Genomic DNA, 15,732 nt, shown 5'->3' on the forward strand with positions numbered 1-15,732 from the left:
TTGATGAATTTTTTATGTAATTAATTGATCTATGAGAGTGCATTTTGTTAGCAGGCCTATCTAAAATAGAAACATAACATTTCTCAGGAAGGAGGGTAGCAACATGGCAGTGCTGACCTGGATCGTCGCAATAATGGCTGGCCTCTGGGTGTTGGCATACTTGCGGCTGCCTTTGCTGGTGTCCAGCGCCGTACTGGCAGCAGGGTTAGCGGGCATTACGCTGCTTATCCCGGTTTCGCCGGTTATGCTTTACGGGGCCTGGACAATATTTATTGTTATTGTCATCCCGCTTAATATTCCCTTTCTCAGGAGATGGCTGATCAGCGACAAGGTATTCGCCTTGTTCCGCAAGATTTTGCCAAAAATGTCACAAACCGAGCGCGAAGCACTGGAAGCCGGATCCGTCTGGTGGGATGCCGAGCTGTTTTCCGGTCGGCCGCGTTGGCAGAATTTGTTCAAAACCCCGGAGCCGGCATTATCCGCGGAAGAGCAGGCGTTTCTGGACGGGCCTGTAGATGAATTATGCCGGATGATTGATGACTGGCAGATCAATCATGAGCTGATGGACCTGTCGCCGGAAATCTGGGCATTTCTCAAGCAGCACAAGTTTTTCGGCATGATTATTCCGACTCGTTACGGCGGGCTCGGGTTTTCAGCCTTGGCGCATTCGTCTGTAGTTATGAAAATCGCCAGCCGCAGTATCACGGCGGCAGTGACAGTTATGGTGCCTAATTCACTGGGCCCGGCTGAACTGCTGCTGCACTACGGAACCGACGAACAGCGCGATCATTACCTGCCAAAATTGGCTAGCGGCGAGGACGTGCCGTGTTTTGCCCTGACCGGGCCGGAAGCCGGTTCGGATGCCGGGGCTATGCCCGACAACGGTGTGGTCTGCAAGGGCGTGTTCGAAGGCAAGGACGATGTGCTTGGGATCCGGCTGAACTGGGACAAGCGCTATATCACCCTGGGCCCGGTAGCAACCTTGCTGGGTCTGGCGTTCAAACTCTATGACCCTGACCACTTGCTGGGTGATCAGGAGGAGCTGGGCATAACAGTGGCACTAATCCCGGTTACTACTCCCGGTATTACCATCGGTCGCCGCCATAACCCGTTGAATATCATGTTCCAGAATGGCCCGAACCAGGGCAAGGATGTGTTTATCCCGATCGAATGGGTCATCGGCGGCCGTGCCCGCGTCGGCGAAGGTTGGCGCATGTTGATGGAGAGCCTGGCAGCCGGACGCTCCATTTCGTTGCCGGCGCTTTCTACCGGTGCCGGCAAAGTCTGCTCACGGTCGGTGGGCGCTTATGCCCGTATACGGCGCCAGTTCAATATGCCTATCGGCAAGTTTGAAGGCGTGGAAGAAGCGCTGGCGCGTATCGGCGGCTTTGCCTACATGATGGATGCAGCCAGAACCTTGACGGCGGGAGCCGTGGACCGCGGAGAAAAACCGTCGGTGTTGTCGGCCATCGTCAAGTACCAGCTTACCGAGCATATGCGCAAGGTGGTGAATGATGCCATGGACATTCGCGGCGGATCGGGCATCAGCATGGGTCCGCTGAACGTGTTGGGCCGCACTTACCAGGCTTTGCCCATCAGCATCACCGTGGAAGGCGCCAACATCCTGACCCGATCGCTGATTATTTACGGCCAGGGCGCCATCCGGTGTCACCCGTATGTATTCAGCGAAATGCAGGCGGTGGCCAATGAAGACAGGCAAGCAGGTGCGCGTGACTTTGATCGTGCGCTGTGGGGCCATATTGGCTTCACTATCAGCAATGCAGCGCGATCGTTTCTGCTGGGCATTACTTCGGCAGTGTTGGTGCCGAGGCCGGTGGGCGGCATCTCCGGCCGCTTTTGTCAGCACTTCAGCCGTATCAGTGCGGCGTTTGCCTTTTGTTCTGATGTGGCCATGTTGGTGCTGGGTGGTTCGCTGAAGCGACGCGAAAAACTCTCCGGTCGATTTGCTGATGTGCTCAGCCAGATGTACCTGGCCTCTGCGGTGCTGAAGCGGTTTCATGACCAGGGCAGTCCGCCGGACGACCTGCCGTTTGTGAAATGGTACTGCTACCTGGCACTGTATCGTTGCCAGGAAGCGCTGGATGGGGTGATTCGTAATTTTCCCAGCAAGCCGGTAGGCTGGATCATGCGCCTGGTGGTGTTCCCGGTGGGCAAGTGGTTTTTTGAGCCCGGTGACCGCCTGGGCCACAAGATCGCCACCACCCTGCTTGAGCCTTCCGAGGCGCGCGATCGTTTGACCGAGGGTGTATTTGTTTCCAATGATGCCAATGATGCCATGGGTCGCGTTGAAGTGGCCCTGCCCAAGGTAATTGCAGCCGAAGAAGCCACGAAAAAACTGCGCAAGGCTGATATCGGCTATGAATATCGTGCGCTCAAGGACCTGGAAGGTCTGATTGACGAGGCGCTTAAACGAGGAGTGATTGATGCCAGTGAAGCACAGCTGGTTCGTGCAGGAGATGAAGCTCGCCGGTCCGTGGTTCGGGTCGATGATTTTCCGCAGGATATGAATTAACCGATCCAGTCATTCCGTACAGTTGACCTGAATAAAAGGAGCCAAGCATGGCAAAAGCAAAAAAGGTCTTTGTAGTAGATGGAGCGCGCACACCCTTTCTGAAGGCGCGGGGCCAGACCGGGCCTTTCAGTGCCGCAGACCTTGCCGTGGCTGCTGCCCGCCCGGTACTGGCGCGCATGCCATTTGAACCGGAAAGCATCGATGAAGTTGTTATTGGTTGTGTCATTCCGTCGCCGAACGAGGCGAACATTGCGCGTATCATCAGCCTCAGGCTTGGTTGTGGCAAATCCACACCAGCTCATACCGTGCAGCGCAATTGCGCATCGGGCCTGCAGGCAGTAGCGACCGGGCGCGAACGTATACTTCTTGGTTATTCTGACCTGGTACTTTGTGGTGGCACGGAGTCCATGAGCCGGGCACCAATCCAGTGGAATACGGCCATGGTGAACTGGTTGTCCACGCTGATGCGCGCGCGCAACCCGGTGCAGCGACTGGGCGCGATTGCTGCCCTGAGACCGTCCTACCTGAAGCCGGTGATCACGCTGTTGTTCGGCTTGAGTGACCCGCTGGTCAAGTTGTCCATGGGCCAGACCGCCGAGATCATTGCTCATCGATTTGGAGTTGGTCGCGAACAACAGGATGCTTTCGCCCTGCGCAGTCACCAGTTGCTGGCCGAAGCGTACGAAGCCGGGCACATGAGCGGGGAAATCGAGCCACTTTACGACAGCCGGGGCAATGTCTTGCGCGAGGATGACGGTTTGCGCCGGGATTCATCGACAGAAGCATTGGCGAAACTGCGGCCGGTATTCGATCGGAAGTTTGGCAGTGTCACCTCGGGTAACAGTTCGCAGATCACGGATGGCGCGGCGATGTTGTTACTGGCCAGCGATTCGGCTGTTGAGAAATACAATTTGCCAGTGCTGGGTGAATTGCTGGATCACGAATGGGCTGGTGTTGATCCGAGTCAGATGGGGCTGGGCCCGGTTCATGCGGTGGCCGGCCTGCTCAGGCGCAATAAACTGAAAATGAGTGATCTCGATCAGATGGAGCTTAACGAGGCTTTTGCCGGCCAGGTATTGGCCTGCCAGGCGGCCTGGGCCGACAAGCAATACGCGGTGGATGAACTGGGATTGAAATCCGCGCCAGGCAGTATGAATGAGGCGCATCTGAATCCGGAAGGCGGGGCAATTGCTTGTGGTCACCCGGTTGGTGCATCCGGCGCGCGCCTGGTATTACACCTGCTGCACGCGCTCAAGCGCCGTGGTGGTGGCCAGGGAGTGGCAACACTGTGCATTGGCGGCGGCCAGGGTGGCGCCATGCTGGTCAGGGTGGAAGGAGGTGCGCAATGAGCAAGCACTGGAAACGCGAAGATCAGGCCAGCTACTCGATAATCACGCTGGACATGGCTGACGGGTCAGCCAACGTACTCGGATACGAGGTACTCAATGAACTGGATGAAATGCTGGCTGAGTTGGAAACCAATATGCCGGCAGGGCTGGTAATTCGTTCGGGCAAGCAAAACGGTTTTATCTACGGTGCCAACGTCAAGGAATTTACCAATATTGACTCGCCCGACAAGGCAGCCGAACTGGCGGCGCGCGGCCAGGCGATATTCGCGCGCCTTGAGCGTTTACGTTGCCCGACAGTTGCCGTGATTCACGGTCAGTGCCTGGGTGGTGGTACCGAGCTGGCACTGGCCTGTAACTACCGCGTGATGCGTGATGATCCTGGTACCCGTATTGGACTACCCGAAGTCATGCTCGGCATTAATCCCGGTTTTGGCGGGACTGTGCGCTTGCCGAAACTGGTCGGCGCGCCCGCGGCCATGGACATGATGCTCACCGGTCGGGCAATGCCGGGCAAGCTGGCGCGAAAAATCGGCCTCGTCGACGAGGTCGTGCCTGAGCGCTACCTGATGCAGGCGGCCACGACGTTGCTGACCAAAAGACCGCGGCATAGGCTGGCGTTGTGGAAGCGTGCACTGGGTTTGCCCGGCGCGCGTAACCTGGTTGCCGGCGCGCTTGAAAAGAAGGTCAGGCAAAAAGCCAACCCGGATCATTACCCGGCACCCTATCGAATCATTGATTTGTGGCGCAGCGGTTCCGCTTATGCACAAGAAGCCACATCCCTGGGTGAATTGCTCACCGGCAGGACCAGCCGAAACCTGGTCAGGGTATTTCTGTTAAGCGAAGAGCTGAAACGCAAGGGCCGCGCCGTTGACCACAACATCAAGCACGTTCACGTGATCGGTGCCGGCGTGATGGGCGGCGATATTGCGGCCTGGGCAGCCCATAAAGGATTCTCGGTCAGTCTGCAGGATCGTTCTGCCGAGGCTATCGGTCGTGCCATGAAGCGTGCCAACGACTTCTATCAAAAGAAATATCGGAAGGACTCGCGCCAGGTGGAAGCTGCCATGGATCGCCTGATGCCGGATCTCAATGGCGACGGCTTGCGTCGGGCGGATCTTGTTGTCGAAGCCATTATCGAGAATGAGGCGGCCAAGCAGGGTTTATTCAAGGACGTCGAAAAGAAGGTTAAACCCGATTGTGTATTGGCGACCAATACGTCAAGTATCCCGCTGGAAATCATTGGTGAGGCGCTCGAGGATCCATCGCGCCTTGTCGGGCTGCACTTTTTTAACCCGGTAGCCAAGATGCAATTGGTCGAAATCGTGCGCGGTGCCCAGACCAGTGATGATGTTATGGCGCGGGCTCGGTCGTTTACCACCAGTCTGGAACGGTTGCCGCTGGATGTGAAAAGCAGTCCGGGGTTCCTGGTGAACCGGATTTTGATGCCTTACCTGATTGAAGCCATGATCCTGCACCAGGAAGGCGTTCCGTTGGCCGAGATTGACCAGGCGGCAGTGGACTTTGGTATGCCCATGGGACCAATTCATCTTGCCGACACCGTGGGTTTGGACATTTGTCTGTCTGTTGCCCAGGAGTTGTCTGGCCCCCTGGGAATTACTGTGCCGGATGGCTTGAAGCAAATGGTCGATACAGGCAAGCTTGGCAGGAAATCCGGCGAGGGATTCTATCAATATAAAAAGGGTCAACCGGTCAGAACAAAGACCGGAAACAGCAGTGCAATACCCGTCTCCGAACGACTGATACTGCGACTGCTTAACGAGGCCATGGCCTGTTTGCGTGAACAGGTTGTCGATAGCGCAGACGAGGTTGATGCCGGCATGGTTTATGGCACCGGTTTTGCGCCTTTCCTGGGTGGACCGATGCATTATGCAGGCAGCATGGGTGCGGCCGGCATCAGTCATAGCCTGGGCCGTCTTGCAGATGAATATGGGGAGCGTTTCAAACCGGATACCGGCTGGGACAGCAACAGCTTGCCGGCGATCTAGGAGCTGAAGCACAAGGGGATGGAGCAAATCATGAGAATAGAACAAGCAAAAAATGTTTCTGACATTCTGCGTCAGCGCTTGGCAGTGGACGGGAATCGGCCGTCGTATCGCCAGTTTGGGGATGGTCAATGGCAGGAAATAAGCTGGAACGAATTTGGTCAACTGGTGGCGCGATGGCAGGCAGCTTTCAGGAAAGAAAATCTGCAAGCAGGTGATCGCGTTGCCATATGTCTGAAAAACTGCATCGAGTGGGTGGCGTTTGACCAGGCCGCCATGGGCCTTGGACTGGTTACGGTGCCGCTGTTTTATAATGATCGACCGGATAACATGGCATGGTGCATGAATGATGCCGGTGTCAGGCTCATGGTCATAGGCGATGGTTCCTTGTGGCCGGAAATTGCCCGGATTCCCACCAAGATTGAGCGCGTGGTGTGCGTCGAAGGCAAGTGTGAAGATGCCAAGGTCGTGCCACTGAAGAACTGGTTGCCGAATACAGCCGGTGATATCCAGTACAGTGCTGCCGGTGATGATGATTTGCTGACCATTGTCTATACATCAGGTACTACCGGCAGGCCGAAAGGCGTCATGCTTACCCATGGCAACCTGGTAACCAATACCCTGTCACTGACCAATGCCTGTCCGGAGATCGTTGAAGGCGACCGGTTCCTGTCATTCCTGCCGTTATCACACATGCTCGAGCGCACGGTCGGATACTATGTCGCCATGACCGTTGGCGCGCCGGTGACTTTTGCCCGCAGCGTGCTTGATCTTGCCGAGGATATGGTGACGCAAAAGCCGACGATCATGGTATGCGTGCCACGAATTTTCGAACGTGTTTATGGCAAGGTACAGGAAGGCCTGGCAACCAGTGCCCTGAAGCCCAAGCTGTTTAATGCCGCGGTGGCCATGGGTTGGCGCAAGTTTCGCCAGCAGCGTCGCTGGTATGATTACCTGTTTTATCCATTGCTCGATGTGTTGGTTGGCAAGAAACTGCGAGGTCGCCTGGGTGGACGCATACGATACATTCTGCTCGGTGGCGCGCCAATGGCGCCGCACCTGTTCGAGACCTTCATGGGCCTGGGCCTGACATTCCTGCACGGTTATGGCCTGACGGAAACTTCGCCGGCGGTGTGCTTTAACCGGGTTACCGACAACGAGCCATTTTCTGTCGGCAAGCCGCTTGTTGGTGTCGAGGTCAAAACTACCGATGTTGGCGAACTGCTGGTTCGTGGGCACAATATCATGAAGGGTTACTGGAATAATGAGGAGGCTACCGCCGCCGCCATCGACAGCGATGGCTGGTTCCATACGGGCGATGTGGTGGAGATTCGCGAAGGCCGGATTTATATCACTGGTCGTGTGAAAGATATTATTGTCATGTCCAATGGCGAAAAGGTGCCGCCAGGTGATATCGAGCAGGCAATCCTGTCTGATGCGGTATTTGAGCAGGTGATGCTGGTAGGCGAGGGTCGCCCCAGGTTGACCTTGGTGTGTGTCAGCCAGAACAATAATGTCGATGAATTGATCGAACGCGCCAATGCCAGGTTATCCAGTTTTCCCGGCTACGCGAAAATTGCTGCGGTCACCGTGGTTTCGGAGCCGTGGACCGTGGAAAACGGGTTGCTGACACCGACCATGAAACTGAAGCGAAATGTTATGGAGCAACGATTCGCCAACGAGATTGAGAGCATGTATTCTTGATCAAAGCTCGGTACGGAATGAGGAGGTATTATGACGGGCAAACTATTGAAGCGTGTAATTATTACGGTGTTCGTGGCACTGGCCGCAGTGTCTTGTGTCGGCACATCGGAGCAACACGTAACCTTCAAATCCGAGGATGCGGTGCTGGTGTTTGGCGGCAAGGATATTTTCAACGTCACAACTGAACCTGATGCCAACGAAAGCATTCTGATAACGCTGTCATTGAGTGATCAGGGCATACAGCGATTGACCGGACTGCTGAGTAACAAGAGCAACCGCAAGCTCAGTCTTGTGATTGGTGAGCGTACCATTATCCGTGATATGCCCATTGAGGACGTCAGCCTGTTGCATCGAATCCAGTTGCGCGCAGCCAACCAGTCGGTTGCCGACACGTTACTGGATAGCATCAGCCAGGCCAGAAAGCAGTAAGTATTGTATTTGCCTAAACAAAAAACGCCCTCGCAAGGAGGGCGTTTTTATATGTGCCTGTGGTCCGGGTTATTTTCGGCCTCAGTCTTCGGCGCAGCCCTTGCGTCCCCTCGATACACCTGATTCTACCGCCGCCCGTGCTACGGCCTTGGGCACATGCTTGATCAGTCGCGGGTCCAGTGGTTTGGGAATGATGTAGTCCGGGCCGAATGCCAGGCTGTCTAGCCGATAGGCGTTCAGTACTTCCTGGGGAACCGGTTCATGGGTCAAGTCACGCAACGCGTGTACGGCGGCGATGAGCATTTCCGTGTTGATGGTGCTGGCGCAAACATCCAGTGCGCCGCGAAAAATAAACGGAAAGCCAAGAACATTATTAATCTGGTTGGGGTAGTCGGTGCGACCAGTGGCCATGATCAGGTCGTCGCGGACGTTATGCGCCAGTTCCGGTCGTATTTCCGGGTCCGGGTTGGACAGGGCAAACACTACGGGCTTGTCAGCCATACTCGCGATCATGGGCTCATTGACCAGGTTGGCCGAGGCAACGCCGATAAATACATCGGCGCCTTTCATGGCATCTTCCAGCGTGCGTTTGTCTGTTGCGACGGCGAATCGCTGCTTGTGTTCGTTGAGGTCGGTGCGCTCGGTTTGAACTACGCCACGACTGTCCACCAGCAACAGGTTCTCCGGAGCAGCACCCAGCTTGATCAGCAAATCCATGGCAGCAATGCCGGCAGCGCCGGCGCCGAGGCAGACAATGCTGACTGTGCCGAGTGTTTTGCCCTGCAGGCTCAGTGCATTGAGCAACCCGGCGCAGATAATGACTGCCGTGCCGTGCTGGTCGTCATGAAAGACCGGAATATCCAGCCTTTCTTTCAGCGCTTTTTCGATGTCGAAGCAGTGCGGAGCAGCGATATCTTCGAGGTTAATGCCACCGAACGTGGGCGCGATATTGGCCACGGTTTCGATAAAGTCTTCCTTGGTCTTGGCGTTGACCTCGATATCAAATACGTCGATGCCGGCAAAATGTTTGAACAATACGCCCTTGCCTTCCAGTACCGGTTTGCACGCCAGTGGTCCGACATTGCCCAGACCAAGAACTGCCGTGCCATCAGTAATAACAGCGACCAGGTTGCCCTTGCCGGTGTAACGGTAAGCCAGTTTCGGATCCCTGGCGATTTCGCGAACCGGTTCGGCCACACCGGGTGAATAAGCCAGCGCCAGTTCGGCCTGGGTTGTGCATGGCTTGGTGGGCGTTACGCTCAATTTTCCCGGAATGGGTTTGGCGTGATAGTCGAGTGCGGTCTGTTTGAAGTCGTCTTTCATGGGCTGGCTGCTTCGAAAAAGTAGGAAAGATGCGCGCAAGTATAGAGCATTGTCGTGACGTCGGCATAATCCTCGCTGTTAATTGGTCGGTTTACTCTCAAGACCGAGCATGAACGGGTGCGGTGTGACCATGCGCAGGCCGAACCGGGGGTGGCGACTGATCCAGCCTCGGGCTTCAACCTGCAGGCCGACGAGGGACTGCGGCTCGCCGCCAAACAGCGGCCAATTTTTATCCTGGACCAGGAAGACAAAGCGGGCGCGTTTTTTGGCATCATCTTCATCAATCGAGAAAAGGTGCGCGTTTCTGCCGGACCAGGTTCCGGACAGGGTGCCGCGGATGAACTGAAATCCATAGTCATCACGACCCAGTTCGCTAACCGGTTTAGGTTGGTAAGTCTTTACTGCCCAAACTCCCCGATTCGCATGACGGGCCCGGGTTTCGGCGTGGCGGAGTTCGTCAAGGAAAGCAATGTTGGGTGGGATAGCGATGGCCCAACCCAGTCCCTCCTCGATCAGCGCAATTTGTACCGGTTTGCCATCGACAATGAGATAGCCGAGGAGCCGGCCATGGCGGTCCCGGGGCTCTTTTCCGACCCGCAGATACTTGGTTTTGCCTCGTAGCAGTTGTACCAATCGGACCCTGGCTTTTTGTGCCATTGGCTGGTCCGGGCGCCCATCCCTTCCCAGTTCCGGGGTGTTGATGCCAATCAGGCGTACGGTCTCACCACTTTTCAGCCGTACTGTGTCCCCGTCTATGACTTCCGCAACCCGGACGGCTCGGGTATCGGCCTGTTTCGCCAGGCTGTCGACAGCCGGCCAGGCAAGCAGTACGAGCAATAGTGAGGCATAAAAAAACGCGCTGCCCAGCCGGGACAGCGCGTTTTTTGGTAACAGGTGATTCACCGTAGAGGGTCTCACCGGTCGAAATCGCGGCCTTACTTGCGCGCGTATTTCTGGCGGAATTTTTCCACTCGACCGCCGGTATCGACAATCTTCTGTTTGCCGGTGTAGAACGGATGGCATTCAGAACAAACTTCGATGGTCAGGTCTTCGCACATGGTGGAACGGGTAACAAAGCTGTTGCCACAGGTGCAGCTCACGTTGACGTCTTCATATTTCGGGTGAATCTCGGCTTTCATGTCTCTATCCTCGTTCAGACTCCCGGATTCCGACCCGGGAAGGGCGCGTAGTCTAATGAAAATGCTTTGCGCGGGCAAGCCAAAGTGGCTGCCCGCAATGGCCAGAATCGATTAGCGCTTCATGGAATCGAAGAATTCGCCGTTGTTCTTGGTCGAGCGCAGCTTGTCCAGCAGGAATTCAGAGGCTTCCAGCTCATCCATTTGATGCAGCAGCTTGCGCAGCACCCAGGTTTTTTGCAGTTCGTCCGGTTCCAGCAGCAGTTCCTCGCGGCGGGTGCCGGAGCGATTGATGTTGATGGAAGGATAGGTGCGTTTTTCGGCCAGGCGGCGATCCAGGTGTACTTCCATGTTGCCGGTGCCTTTGAATTCTTCGTAAATCACGTCGTCCATCTTGGAGCCGGTATCGATCAGCGCGGTGGCCAGGATGGTCAGGCTGCCGCCTTCTTCGATATTGCGCGCGGCACCAAAGAAGCGCTTCGGACGCTGCAGTGCGTTGGCATCAACACCACCGGTCAGCACTTTGCCTGAGGCCGGCACCACGGTGTTGTAGGCGCGAGCAAGACGGGTAATGGAGTCGAGCAGGATAACGACATCTTTTTTGTGCTCGACCAGGCGCTTGGCTTTTTCAACGACCATTTCCGCGACCTGTACGTGGCGGGTGGCCGGTTCATCGAAAGTAGAAGAAATGACTTCACCGCGTACCGAGCGCTGCATTTCCGTGACTTCTTCCGGGCGCTCGTCGATGAGCAGGACCATCAGCATGCATTCCGGGTAGTTGGCAGTAATGGAGTGCGCAATTTGTTGCAGCATGACCGTTTTACCGCTCTTCGGCGAGGAAACAATCAGGCCGCGCTGACCCTTGCCAATGGGAGCGATCAGGTCAATCACTCGAGCAGTCAGGTTCTCGGTGGATTGATTATCCTGCTCAAGACTCATGTGCTCATTGGGATGCAGCGGTGTCAGGTTTTCAAACAGAATCTTGTTTTTCGCGTCTTCCGGTTTCTGGAAGTTGATTTCTTCAACTTTCAGCAGTGCGAAATAACGTTCGGAATCCTTGGGTGGCCGGATCAGGCCTTTGACCGTATCGCCGGTGCGCAGGTTGAATCGACGAATCTGTGATGGCGACACATAGATATCGTCCGGGCCCGCCAGGTAGGAACTGTCTGCCGATCGCAGGAAGCCGAAGCCGTCCTGCAGGATTTCAACGACGCCTTCGCCGGTAATATCGACACCTTCTTTGGCTTTCTTCTTGAGGATGGCGAAGATCAGGTCCTGGCGACGCATGCGGCTGCCGCCTTCCAGTTTCATTTGGCTGGCCATTTCGGCCAATTCCGTTACCGGCGTTTTTTTGAGCTCGGAAAGATTCATGATGGTTTACTGACTCGGATGATTGTTGTTGACCCGGAGCCGGGGAGAACCGTTCTATGAAGGATTGGTTGCCTTGAGCGAACTGGTTGACTGTCCCGTCGGGAAATCGGTTAAAAGGACATCTAAAGAGATTGTTTATTTTTTCGGGATTTATGATCGAACGATCGTTCGATTTCCATAAACCTTAGCACCGGTGTATTCCGGCGTCCAGTATTTTTAGTGCGCGAATTTGTTACAAATAATGAATTGTTTTGGCGCCGTAACAAGGGGCGCTTCCCCCTGTTACGGCCAAAGCGCCATTGTTACAGGTTTTCGTCCAGGAAAGCGGACAACTGGGATTTGGATACCGCGCCTACCTTCGTGGCCTCGACGTTGCCGCTTTTGAACAACATCAGGGTTGGAATACCACGGATCCCGTATTTGGGCGGCGTGCCCGGGTTTTCGTCAATATTCAGCTTGGCAATTTTCACCCGATCACCGTATTCCTTGGCGACTTCTTCCAGTACCGGGCCGATCATTTTGCATGGACCGCACCATTCAGCCCAATAATCCACCAGTACCGGGCCGTCAGCCTGAAGCACTTCGCCTTCGAAGCTGTCGTCAGTAATGTGAACGATGCCGTCACTCATGATGCGTTCTCTCCTGTTCTTTGTTTATCATTTTGGTTTTTACCGGTTTGCGTGCCCGGTGGTGACCATGTTCTGCGGTCTATTTGAGCGAATTAGGCCAGTGATTGCAAGTAGCATATAACATTTGCCCGGAATACCGTATTATTGGCGGCCGGTTCATAGAGGGGTCAATAACCCCAAATTAATTAGGATTATGAGCAGTACGCACCTTACAGAAACCCGGTTTTCGGACTTTGACCTCCCGGAGGTGATTGCCAAGGGCATCGAGGCCTCGGGCTTTACTCACTGCACGCCCATCCAGGCTGAAACCCTGCCTCTGGCGCTCAATGGTCGGGATGTAGCCGGTCAGGCACAGACCGGTACTGGCAAGTCGGCGGCGTTCCTGATTGCGACGTTGAACCACTTGCTGACCCGTCCGGCGACAGAAGATCGCAAGCCCACCCAGCCGCGAGCCATGATACTGGCCCCGACCAGAGAGTTGGCTATCCAGATTCAGAAAGACGCGGCGCAGCTGGCGCAATTTACCGATTTGAAGTTGGTATTGGCCTACGGTGGTACCGGCTACGACAGTCAGCGCCAGGCCATCCTGGATGGAGTGGATATCCTGGTGGGTACACCCGGGCGCATTATCGATTATTTCAAACAAGGTATCTTCGATCTCAAGGCTGCACAGGTCATGGTGATGGATGAGGCCGATCGTATGTTTGACCTGGGGTTTATCAAGGATATCCGTTACCTGTTGCGGCACATGCCGCCACCAGCTGAACGGCTGAACCTGATGTTTTCCGCGACTCTGGCGCAACGGGTTATGGAGCTGGCGTTTGAACACATGAACGAAGCCACGACCGTCAATGTTGTTGCCGATACCAAGACCGCAGACCGAGTCCGCCAGAGCATTTATCACACGGCCAACGAAGAGAAAATTCCGCTGCTTGTTGGCCTGTTGCGTCACATGGACCCTTCCCGATCCATGGTGTTTGCGAATATGAAGTTCGAAGTGGAGCGTATTGCCGGCTGGCTCAACACCAACGGCTTGCCGGCCGCGGCAATTTCCGGTGACGTACCCCAGAGCAAACGCCAAAGATTATTGAAGGATTTTTCAGAGGGCAGATTGCCGGTATTGGTGGCCACTGACGTAGCCGCGCGTGGCCTGCACATTCCGGAAGTGAGCCATGTATTCAACTACGACTTGCCCAATGATCGTGAAGACTATGTGCACCGTATTGGTCGCACCGCCCGAGCCGGTGCTGATGGCGATGCCATCAGTTTCGCCTGTGAGAATTACGCGTTTCACCTGGTCGAGATTGAGGAATACATCGGTCACAAGATCCCGGTGAAATCCATTACTGACGAGCTGCTTGCCAGGGATCTCGCCAAGCCCGCGGCACGCCCGCGGCGCGAACGTGATGATCGCAAGGGTCGCGGCAGTGATCGTGCTGATGATCGCAGCCAACGTGGCCGCCAGGGCGGACGTCGGGATGAGCAACAATCCCCCCGGCCGCAACAATCTGATGAAGACCGCGTGCAACAGACCATGCGAAGCGATGAGTCCGTCTACAGAAAACAACCGGATGAAAAACCTATTCGCAAGCGACCAGTGAATGATATTCCGGTGATTGGCTGATTGTTGACAGCTCGATGATAAAGCCCCGGCATGCCGGGGCTTTATGTTTGCGGGATACGGTAAGCGCTAGTCCTGTAAGGGAGCAGGCCGGGTTCGGTGAAACCCGAAAAAATAACCGGCCCAGGGCAAACGTTCCGGGGCCGGACTCAAGACGGAGGATTGTGTCCGGGCAGGCTGACCTTCACGACGCAATCAGGCACCCCCACCTTTGAACACGAACTGATCATAAGACATCATAATTACAGGCGAATCATCCATTCGAATGAATCGCCGGAATAATTCTAGTGGGATATTGCCCCGGGTTTCAGGGCCCGCGCCATACGCACATGAGGAATGCCGGCATCGTCGAAAACACCGCCTTCACGAACAAACAGGCGGTTTTCATAAAATCCCTGGAGATGCTCCTGGGCATTGAGAAACAGGCTGTCGAGTCGCCGCGCTTCGCCAATGTGAATCAGGTATACCAGGATCGCACCGCCTACACCAAAGCTGCGCCAGTGTTTTGCCACGGCCAGCCGACCGATTTGGCCGATACGATGCGCGTCGCCACTCACTTCGTCAGTGATGCTGTCTATGCGAATGCGGCCGGTACCGATGGGCAACCCGTGTTTGTCGTAAGCCATGACATGCAGGCATTCCTTGTCCATGCCGTCCCACTCCAGTTCCATGGGAATGTTTTGCTCATCGACAAAGACTTCGTTTCTTACCTTGCGAATGTCGGCTTCAGCCTTTTCCCAGCTTGCCAGGATAAAGCTGAAACTCGGGTAGCCTTTTAGATAACGCAACTCACGCATGATGCATCCTGTTTGGTATGCGATCAGGCCTGGCTTGCGATTTCCCTGAGCTTGTGGACAGCAAGACCGGCCTCATCGGCGGTTTCCAGTGCCCGGGCCAGCCTTGCCGGTGCCGAGCGCCCCATACATTTGTGATCGGGATCGCCATCAAAAGCCTTTAGCATGCCCTTGATCAGCGCTTCACGATCCATTTTTGTGTTCATGAGCCAGTCCTGGATGTCCATCACATCGCCGGCGATTTTCCGGGTGAATTTTTCGTGATCGCGCCACAATTCACTGACCGTGCCGCCACATTCCAGACCGGCGATATTGGTGGTCAGGATGTAGACATTCTTCAAAACCAGCTCAAAAGCCAGCGCTTCACAGGATTCCACGATATGACAAGGAATGTTCAGGGCGGTCAGCGCTGTTTTCACCAATTCGGCATGAGGGCCAAAAACCGGTGACGATATCAATACTTTATAATCCTGTGCCGGCTTCTTTTCAAACCACACAGAGATGACTGTTACATTGCGAATTTCATGTTTTTGCCAGTCCCGGGGCAGCAGCTCGTTTTGCAGCAGGATTAACCGGTCGCGCCAGGCTGCAGGAATGCGTCCCAGCACATCGTCAATGTCCTTTTCGGCCACGGTCACCAGTACCGCCTCGGGTTCCGGGATCTCGCGCGCAACCTGTTCCATGTCCATGTTGCGGGTCACGGGGTAGATCGGTTTGCCGGATTTGAGCAGACCGCGCGCAAATACACCGCCCATCTCGCCGGCGCCAATCATAATAATAGGGTTATTCATTCCTGCTCCTGCCAAAATCAGAATTGGGCGGCGATTTTAGCAGGGCGTG

General features: G+C 55.3%; 13 protein-coding genes. 6 read left to right on the plus strand and 7 right to left on the minus strand.

Going from position 1 to position 15,732, the window contains the following annotated elements; translation table 11 throughout:
- Nucleotides 1-103 precede the first annotated feature (103 nt).
- From OEZ10_00600 to OEZ10_00620, 5 genes are read left to right on the plus strand one after another with little or no spacing between them, the layout of a single operon-like run.
- Complete coding sequence (locus OEZ10_00600) at nt 104-2,533, plus strand: acyl-CoA dehydrogenase (GenBank protein ID MDH5631470.1); 2,430 nt, start codon at nt 104-106, stop codon at nt 2,531-2,533.
- A 47-nt stretch (nt 2,534-2,580) separates the two neighbouring features.
- The gene (locus OEZ10_00605) at nt 2,581-3,882 is read left to right on the plus strand and encodes an acetyl-CoA C-acetyltransferase (protein ID MDH5631471.1); all 1,302 of its coding nucleotides are present in this window, start codon (nt 2,581-2,583) and stop codon (nt 3,880-3,882) included.
- Nucleotides 3,879-5,888: a 3-hydroxyacyl-CoA dehydrogenase NAD-binding domain-containing protein gene (locus OEZ10_00610; protein MDH5631472.1), complete on the plus strand. Its 2,010-nt coding sequence runs from the start codon at nt 3,879-3,881 to the stop codon at nt 5,886-5,888. Before OEZ10_00605 ends, OEZ10_00610 begins: the two co-directional genes overlap by 4 nt.
- A 30-nt stretch (nt 5,889-5,918) precedes the next feature.
- Nucleotides 5,919-7,589, plus strand: coding sequence for a long-chain fatty acid--CoA ligase (locus OEZ10_00615; GenBank protein ID MDH5631473.1), 1,671 nt, complete (start codon nt 5,919-5,921; stop codon nt 7,587-7,589).
- Nucleotides 7,590-7,619: 30 nt separating this feature from the next.
- Nucleotides 7,620-8,018, plus strand: coding sequence for a hypothetical protein (locus tag OEZ10_00620; GenBank protein ID MDH5631474.1), 399 nt, complete (start codon nt 7,620-7,622; stop codon nt 8,016-8,018).
- 81 nt (nt 8,019-8,099) lie between these two features.
- On the opposite strand, the gene OEZ10_00625 is transcribed toward OEZ10_00620, so the two are convergent.
- The 5 genes from OEZ10_00625 to trxA all read right to left on the minus strand — a co-directional run bounded on the left by OEZ10_00625 (nt 8,100) and on the right by trxA (nt 12,477).
- Nucleotides 8,100-9,341, minus strand: coding sequence for a malate dehydrogenase (locus OEZ10_00625; protein MDH5631475.1), 1,242 nt, complete (start codon nt 9,339-9,341; stop codon nt 8,100-8,102).
- Nucleotides 9,342-9,419: 78 nt separating this feature from the next.
- Entirely contained in the window at nt 9,420-10,259 is an 840-nt protein-coding gene (locus OEZ10_00630) for a thermonuclease family protein (protein MDH5631476.1), read from the minus strand.
- Nucleotides 10,260-10,276: 17 nt separating this feature from the next.
- The gene (gene rpmE / locus OEZ10_00635; GenBank protein MDH5631477.1) at nt 10,277-10,480 is read right to left on the minus strand and encodes a 50S ribosomal protein L31; all 204 of its coding nucleotides are present in this window, start codon (nt 10,478-10,480) and stop codon (nt 10,277-10,279) included.
- A gap of 111 nt (nt 10,481-10,591) precedes the next feature.
- A complete protein-coding gene (gene rho / locus OEZ10_00640) occupies nt 10,592-11,848 on the minus strand; it encodes a transcription termination factor Rho (protein MDH5631478.1) in 1,257 nt (418 codons plus the stop codon).
- Nucleotides 11,849-12,150: 302 nt separating this feature from the next.
- Nucleotides 12,151-12,477 carry a thioredoxin TrxA gene (gene trxA / locus OEZ10_00645; protein ID MDH5631479.1) on the minus strand — a complete coding sequence of 109 codons (327 nt, stop codon included), beginning with the start codon at nt 12,475-12,477 and terminating at the stop codon, nt 12,151-12,153.
- Between the two features lie 193 nt (nt 12,478-12,670).
- Here trxA and rhlB point away from each other — a divergent pair, with 193 nt between their 5' ends.
- A complete protein-coding gene (gene rhlB / locus OEZ10_00650) occupies nt 12,671-14,101 on the plus strand; it encodes an ATP-dependent RNA helicase RhlB (GenBank protein ID MDH5631480.1) in 1,431 nt (476 codons plus the stop codon).
- Nucleotides 14,102-14,382: 281 nt separating this feature from the next.
- On the opposite strand, the gene OEZ10_00655 is transcribed toward rhlB, so the two are convergent.
- Both OEZ10_00655 and OEZ10_00660 read right to left on the minus strand, forming a co-directional pair.
- Nucleotides 14,383-14,895: a GNAT family N-acetyltransferase gene (locus OEZ10_00655; protein MDH5631481.1), complete on the minus strand. Its 513-nt coding sequence runs from the start codon at nt 14,893-14,895 to the stop codon at nt 14,383-14,385.
- 23 nt (nt 14,896-14,918) lie between these two features.
- Entirely contained in the window at nt 14,919-15,683 is a 765-nt protein-coding gene (locus OEZ10_00660; GenBank protein MDH5631482.1) for an NAD(P)-binding domain-containing protein, read from the minus strand.
- Between the last annotated feature and the right edge of the window lie 49 nt (nt 15,684-15,732).

It is taken from the genome of Gammaproteobacteria bacterium (genome assembly GCA_029880545.1).
Classification (GTDB): Bacteria; Pseudomonadota; Gammaproteobacteria; order Acidiferrobacterales; family SZUA-150; genus JAOUOD01.

What these genes read in the sequence shown, in the direction of transcription:
- OEZ10_00600 (MDH5631470.1), top strand. Translation starts at nt 104, where the DNA reads ATGGCAGTGCTGACCTGGATCGTCGCAATAATGGCTGGCCTCTGGGTG.
- OEZ10_00605 (MDH5631471.1), top strand. Translation starts at nt 2,581, where the DNA reads ATGGCAAAAGCAAAAAAGGTCTTTGTAGTAGATGGAGCGCGCACACCC.
- OEZ10_00610 (MDH5631472.1), top strand. Translation starts at nt 3,879, where the DNA reads ATGAGCAAGCACTGGAAACGCGAAGATCAGGCCAGCTACTCGATAATC.
- OEZ10_00615 (MDH5631473.1), top strand. Translation starts at nt 5,919, where the DNA reads ATGAGAATAGAACAAGCAAAAAATGTTTCTGACATTCTGCGTCAGCGC.
- OEZ10_00620 (MDH5631474.1), top strand. Translation starts at nt 7,620, where the DNA reads ATGACGGGCAAACTATTGAAGCGTGTAATTATTACGGTGTTCGTGGCA.
- OEZ10_00625 (MDH5631475.1), bottom strand. Translation starts at nt 9,341, where the DNA reads ATGAAAGACGACTTCAAACAGACCGCACTCGACTATCACGCCAAACCC.
- rpmE (MDH5631477.1), bottom strand. Translation starts at nt 10,480, where the DNA reads ATGAAAGCCGAGATTCACCCGAAATATGAAGACGTCAACGTGAGCTGC.
- rho (MDH5631478.1), bottom strand. Translation starts at nt 11,848, where the DNA reads ATGAATCTTTCCGAGCTCAAAAAAACGCCGGTAACGGAATTGGCCGAA.
- trxA (MDH5631479.1), bottom strand. Translation starts at nt 12,477, where the DNA reads ATGAGTGACGGCATCGTTCACATTACTGACGACAGCTTCGAAGGCGAA.
- rhlB (MDH5631480.1), top strand. Translation starts at nt 12,671, where the DNA reads ATGAGCAGTACGCACCTTACAGAAACCCGGTTTTCGGACTTTGACCTC.
- OEZ10_00655 (MDH5631481.1), bottom strand. Translation starts at nt 14,895, where the DNA reads ATGCGTGAGTTGCGTTATCTAAAAGGCTACCCGAGTTTCAGCTTTATC.
- OEZ10_00660 (MDH5631482.1), bottom strand. Translation starts at nt 15,683, where the DNA reads ATGAATAACCCTATTATTATGATTGGCGCCGGCGAGATGGGCGGTGTA.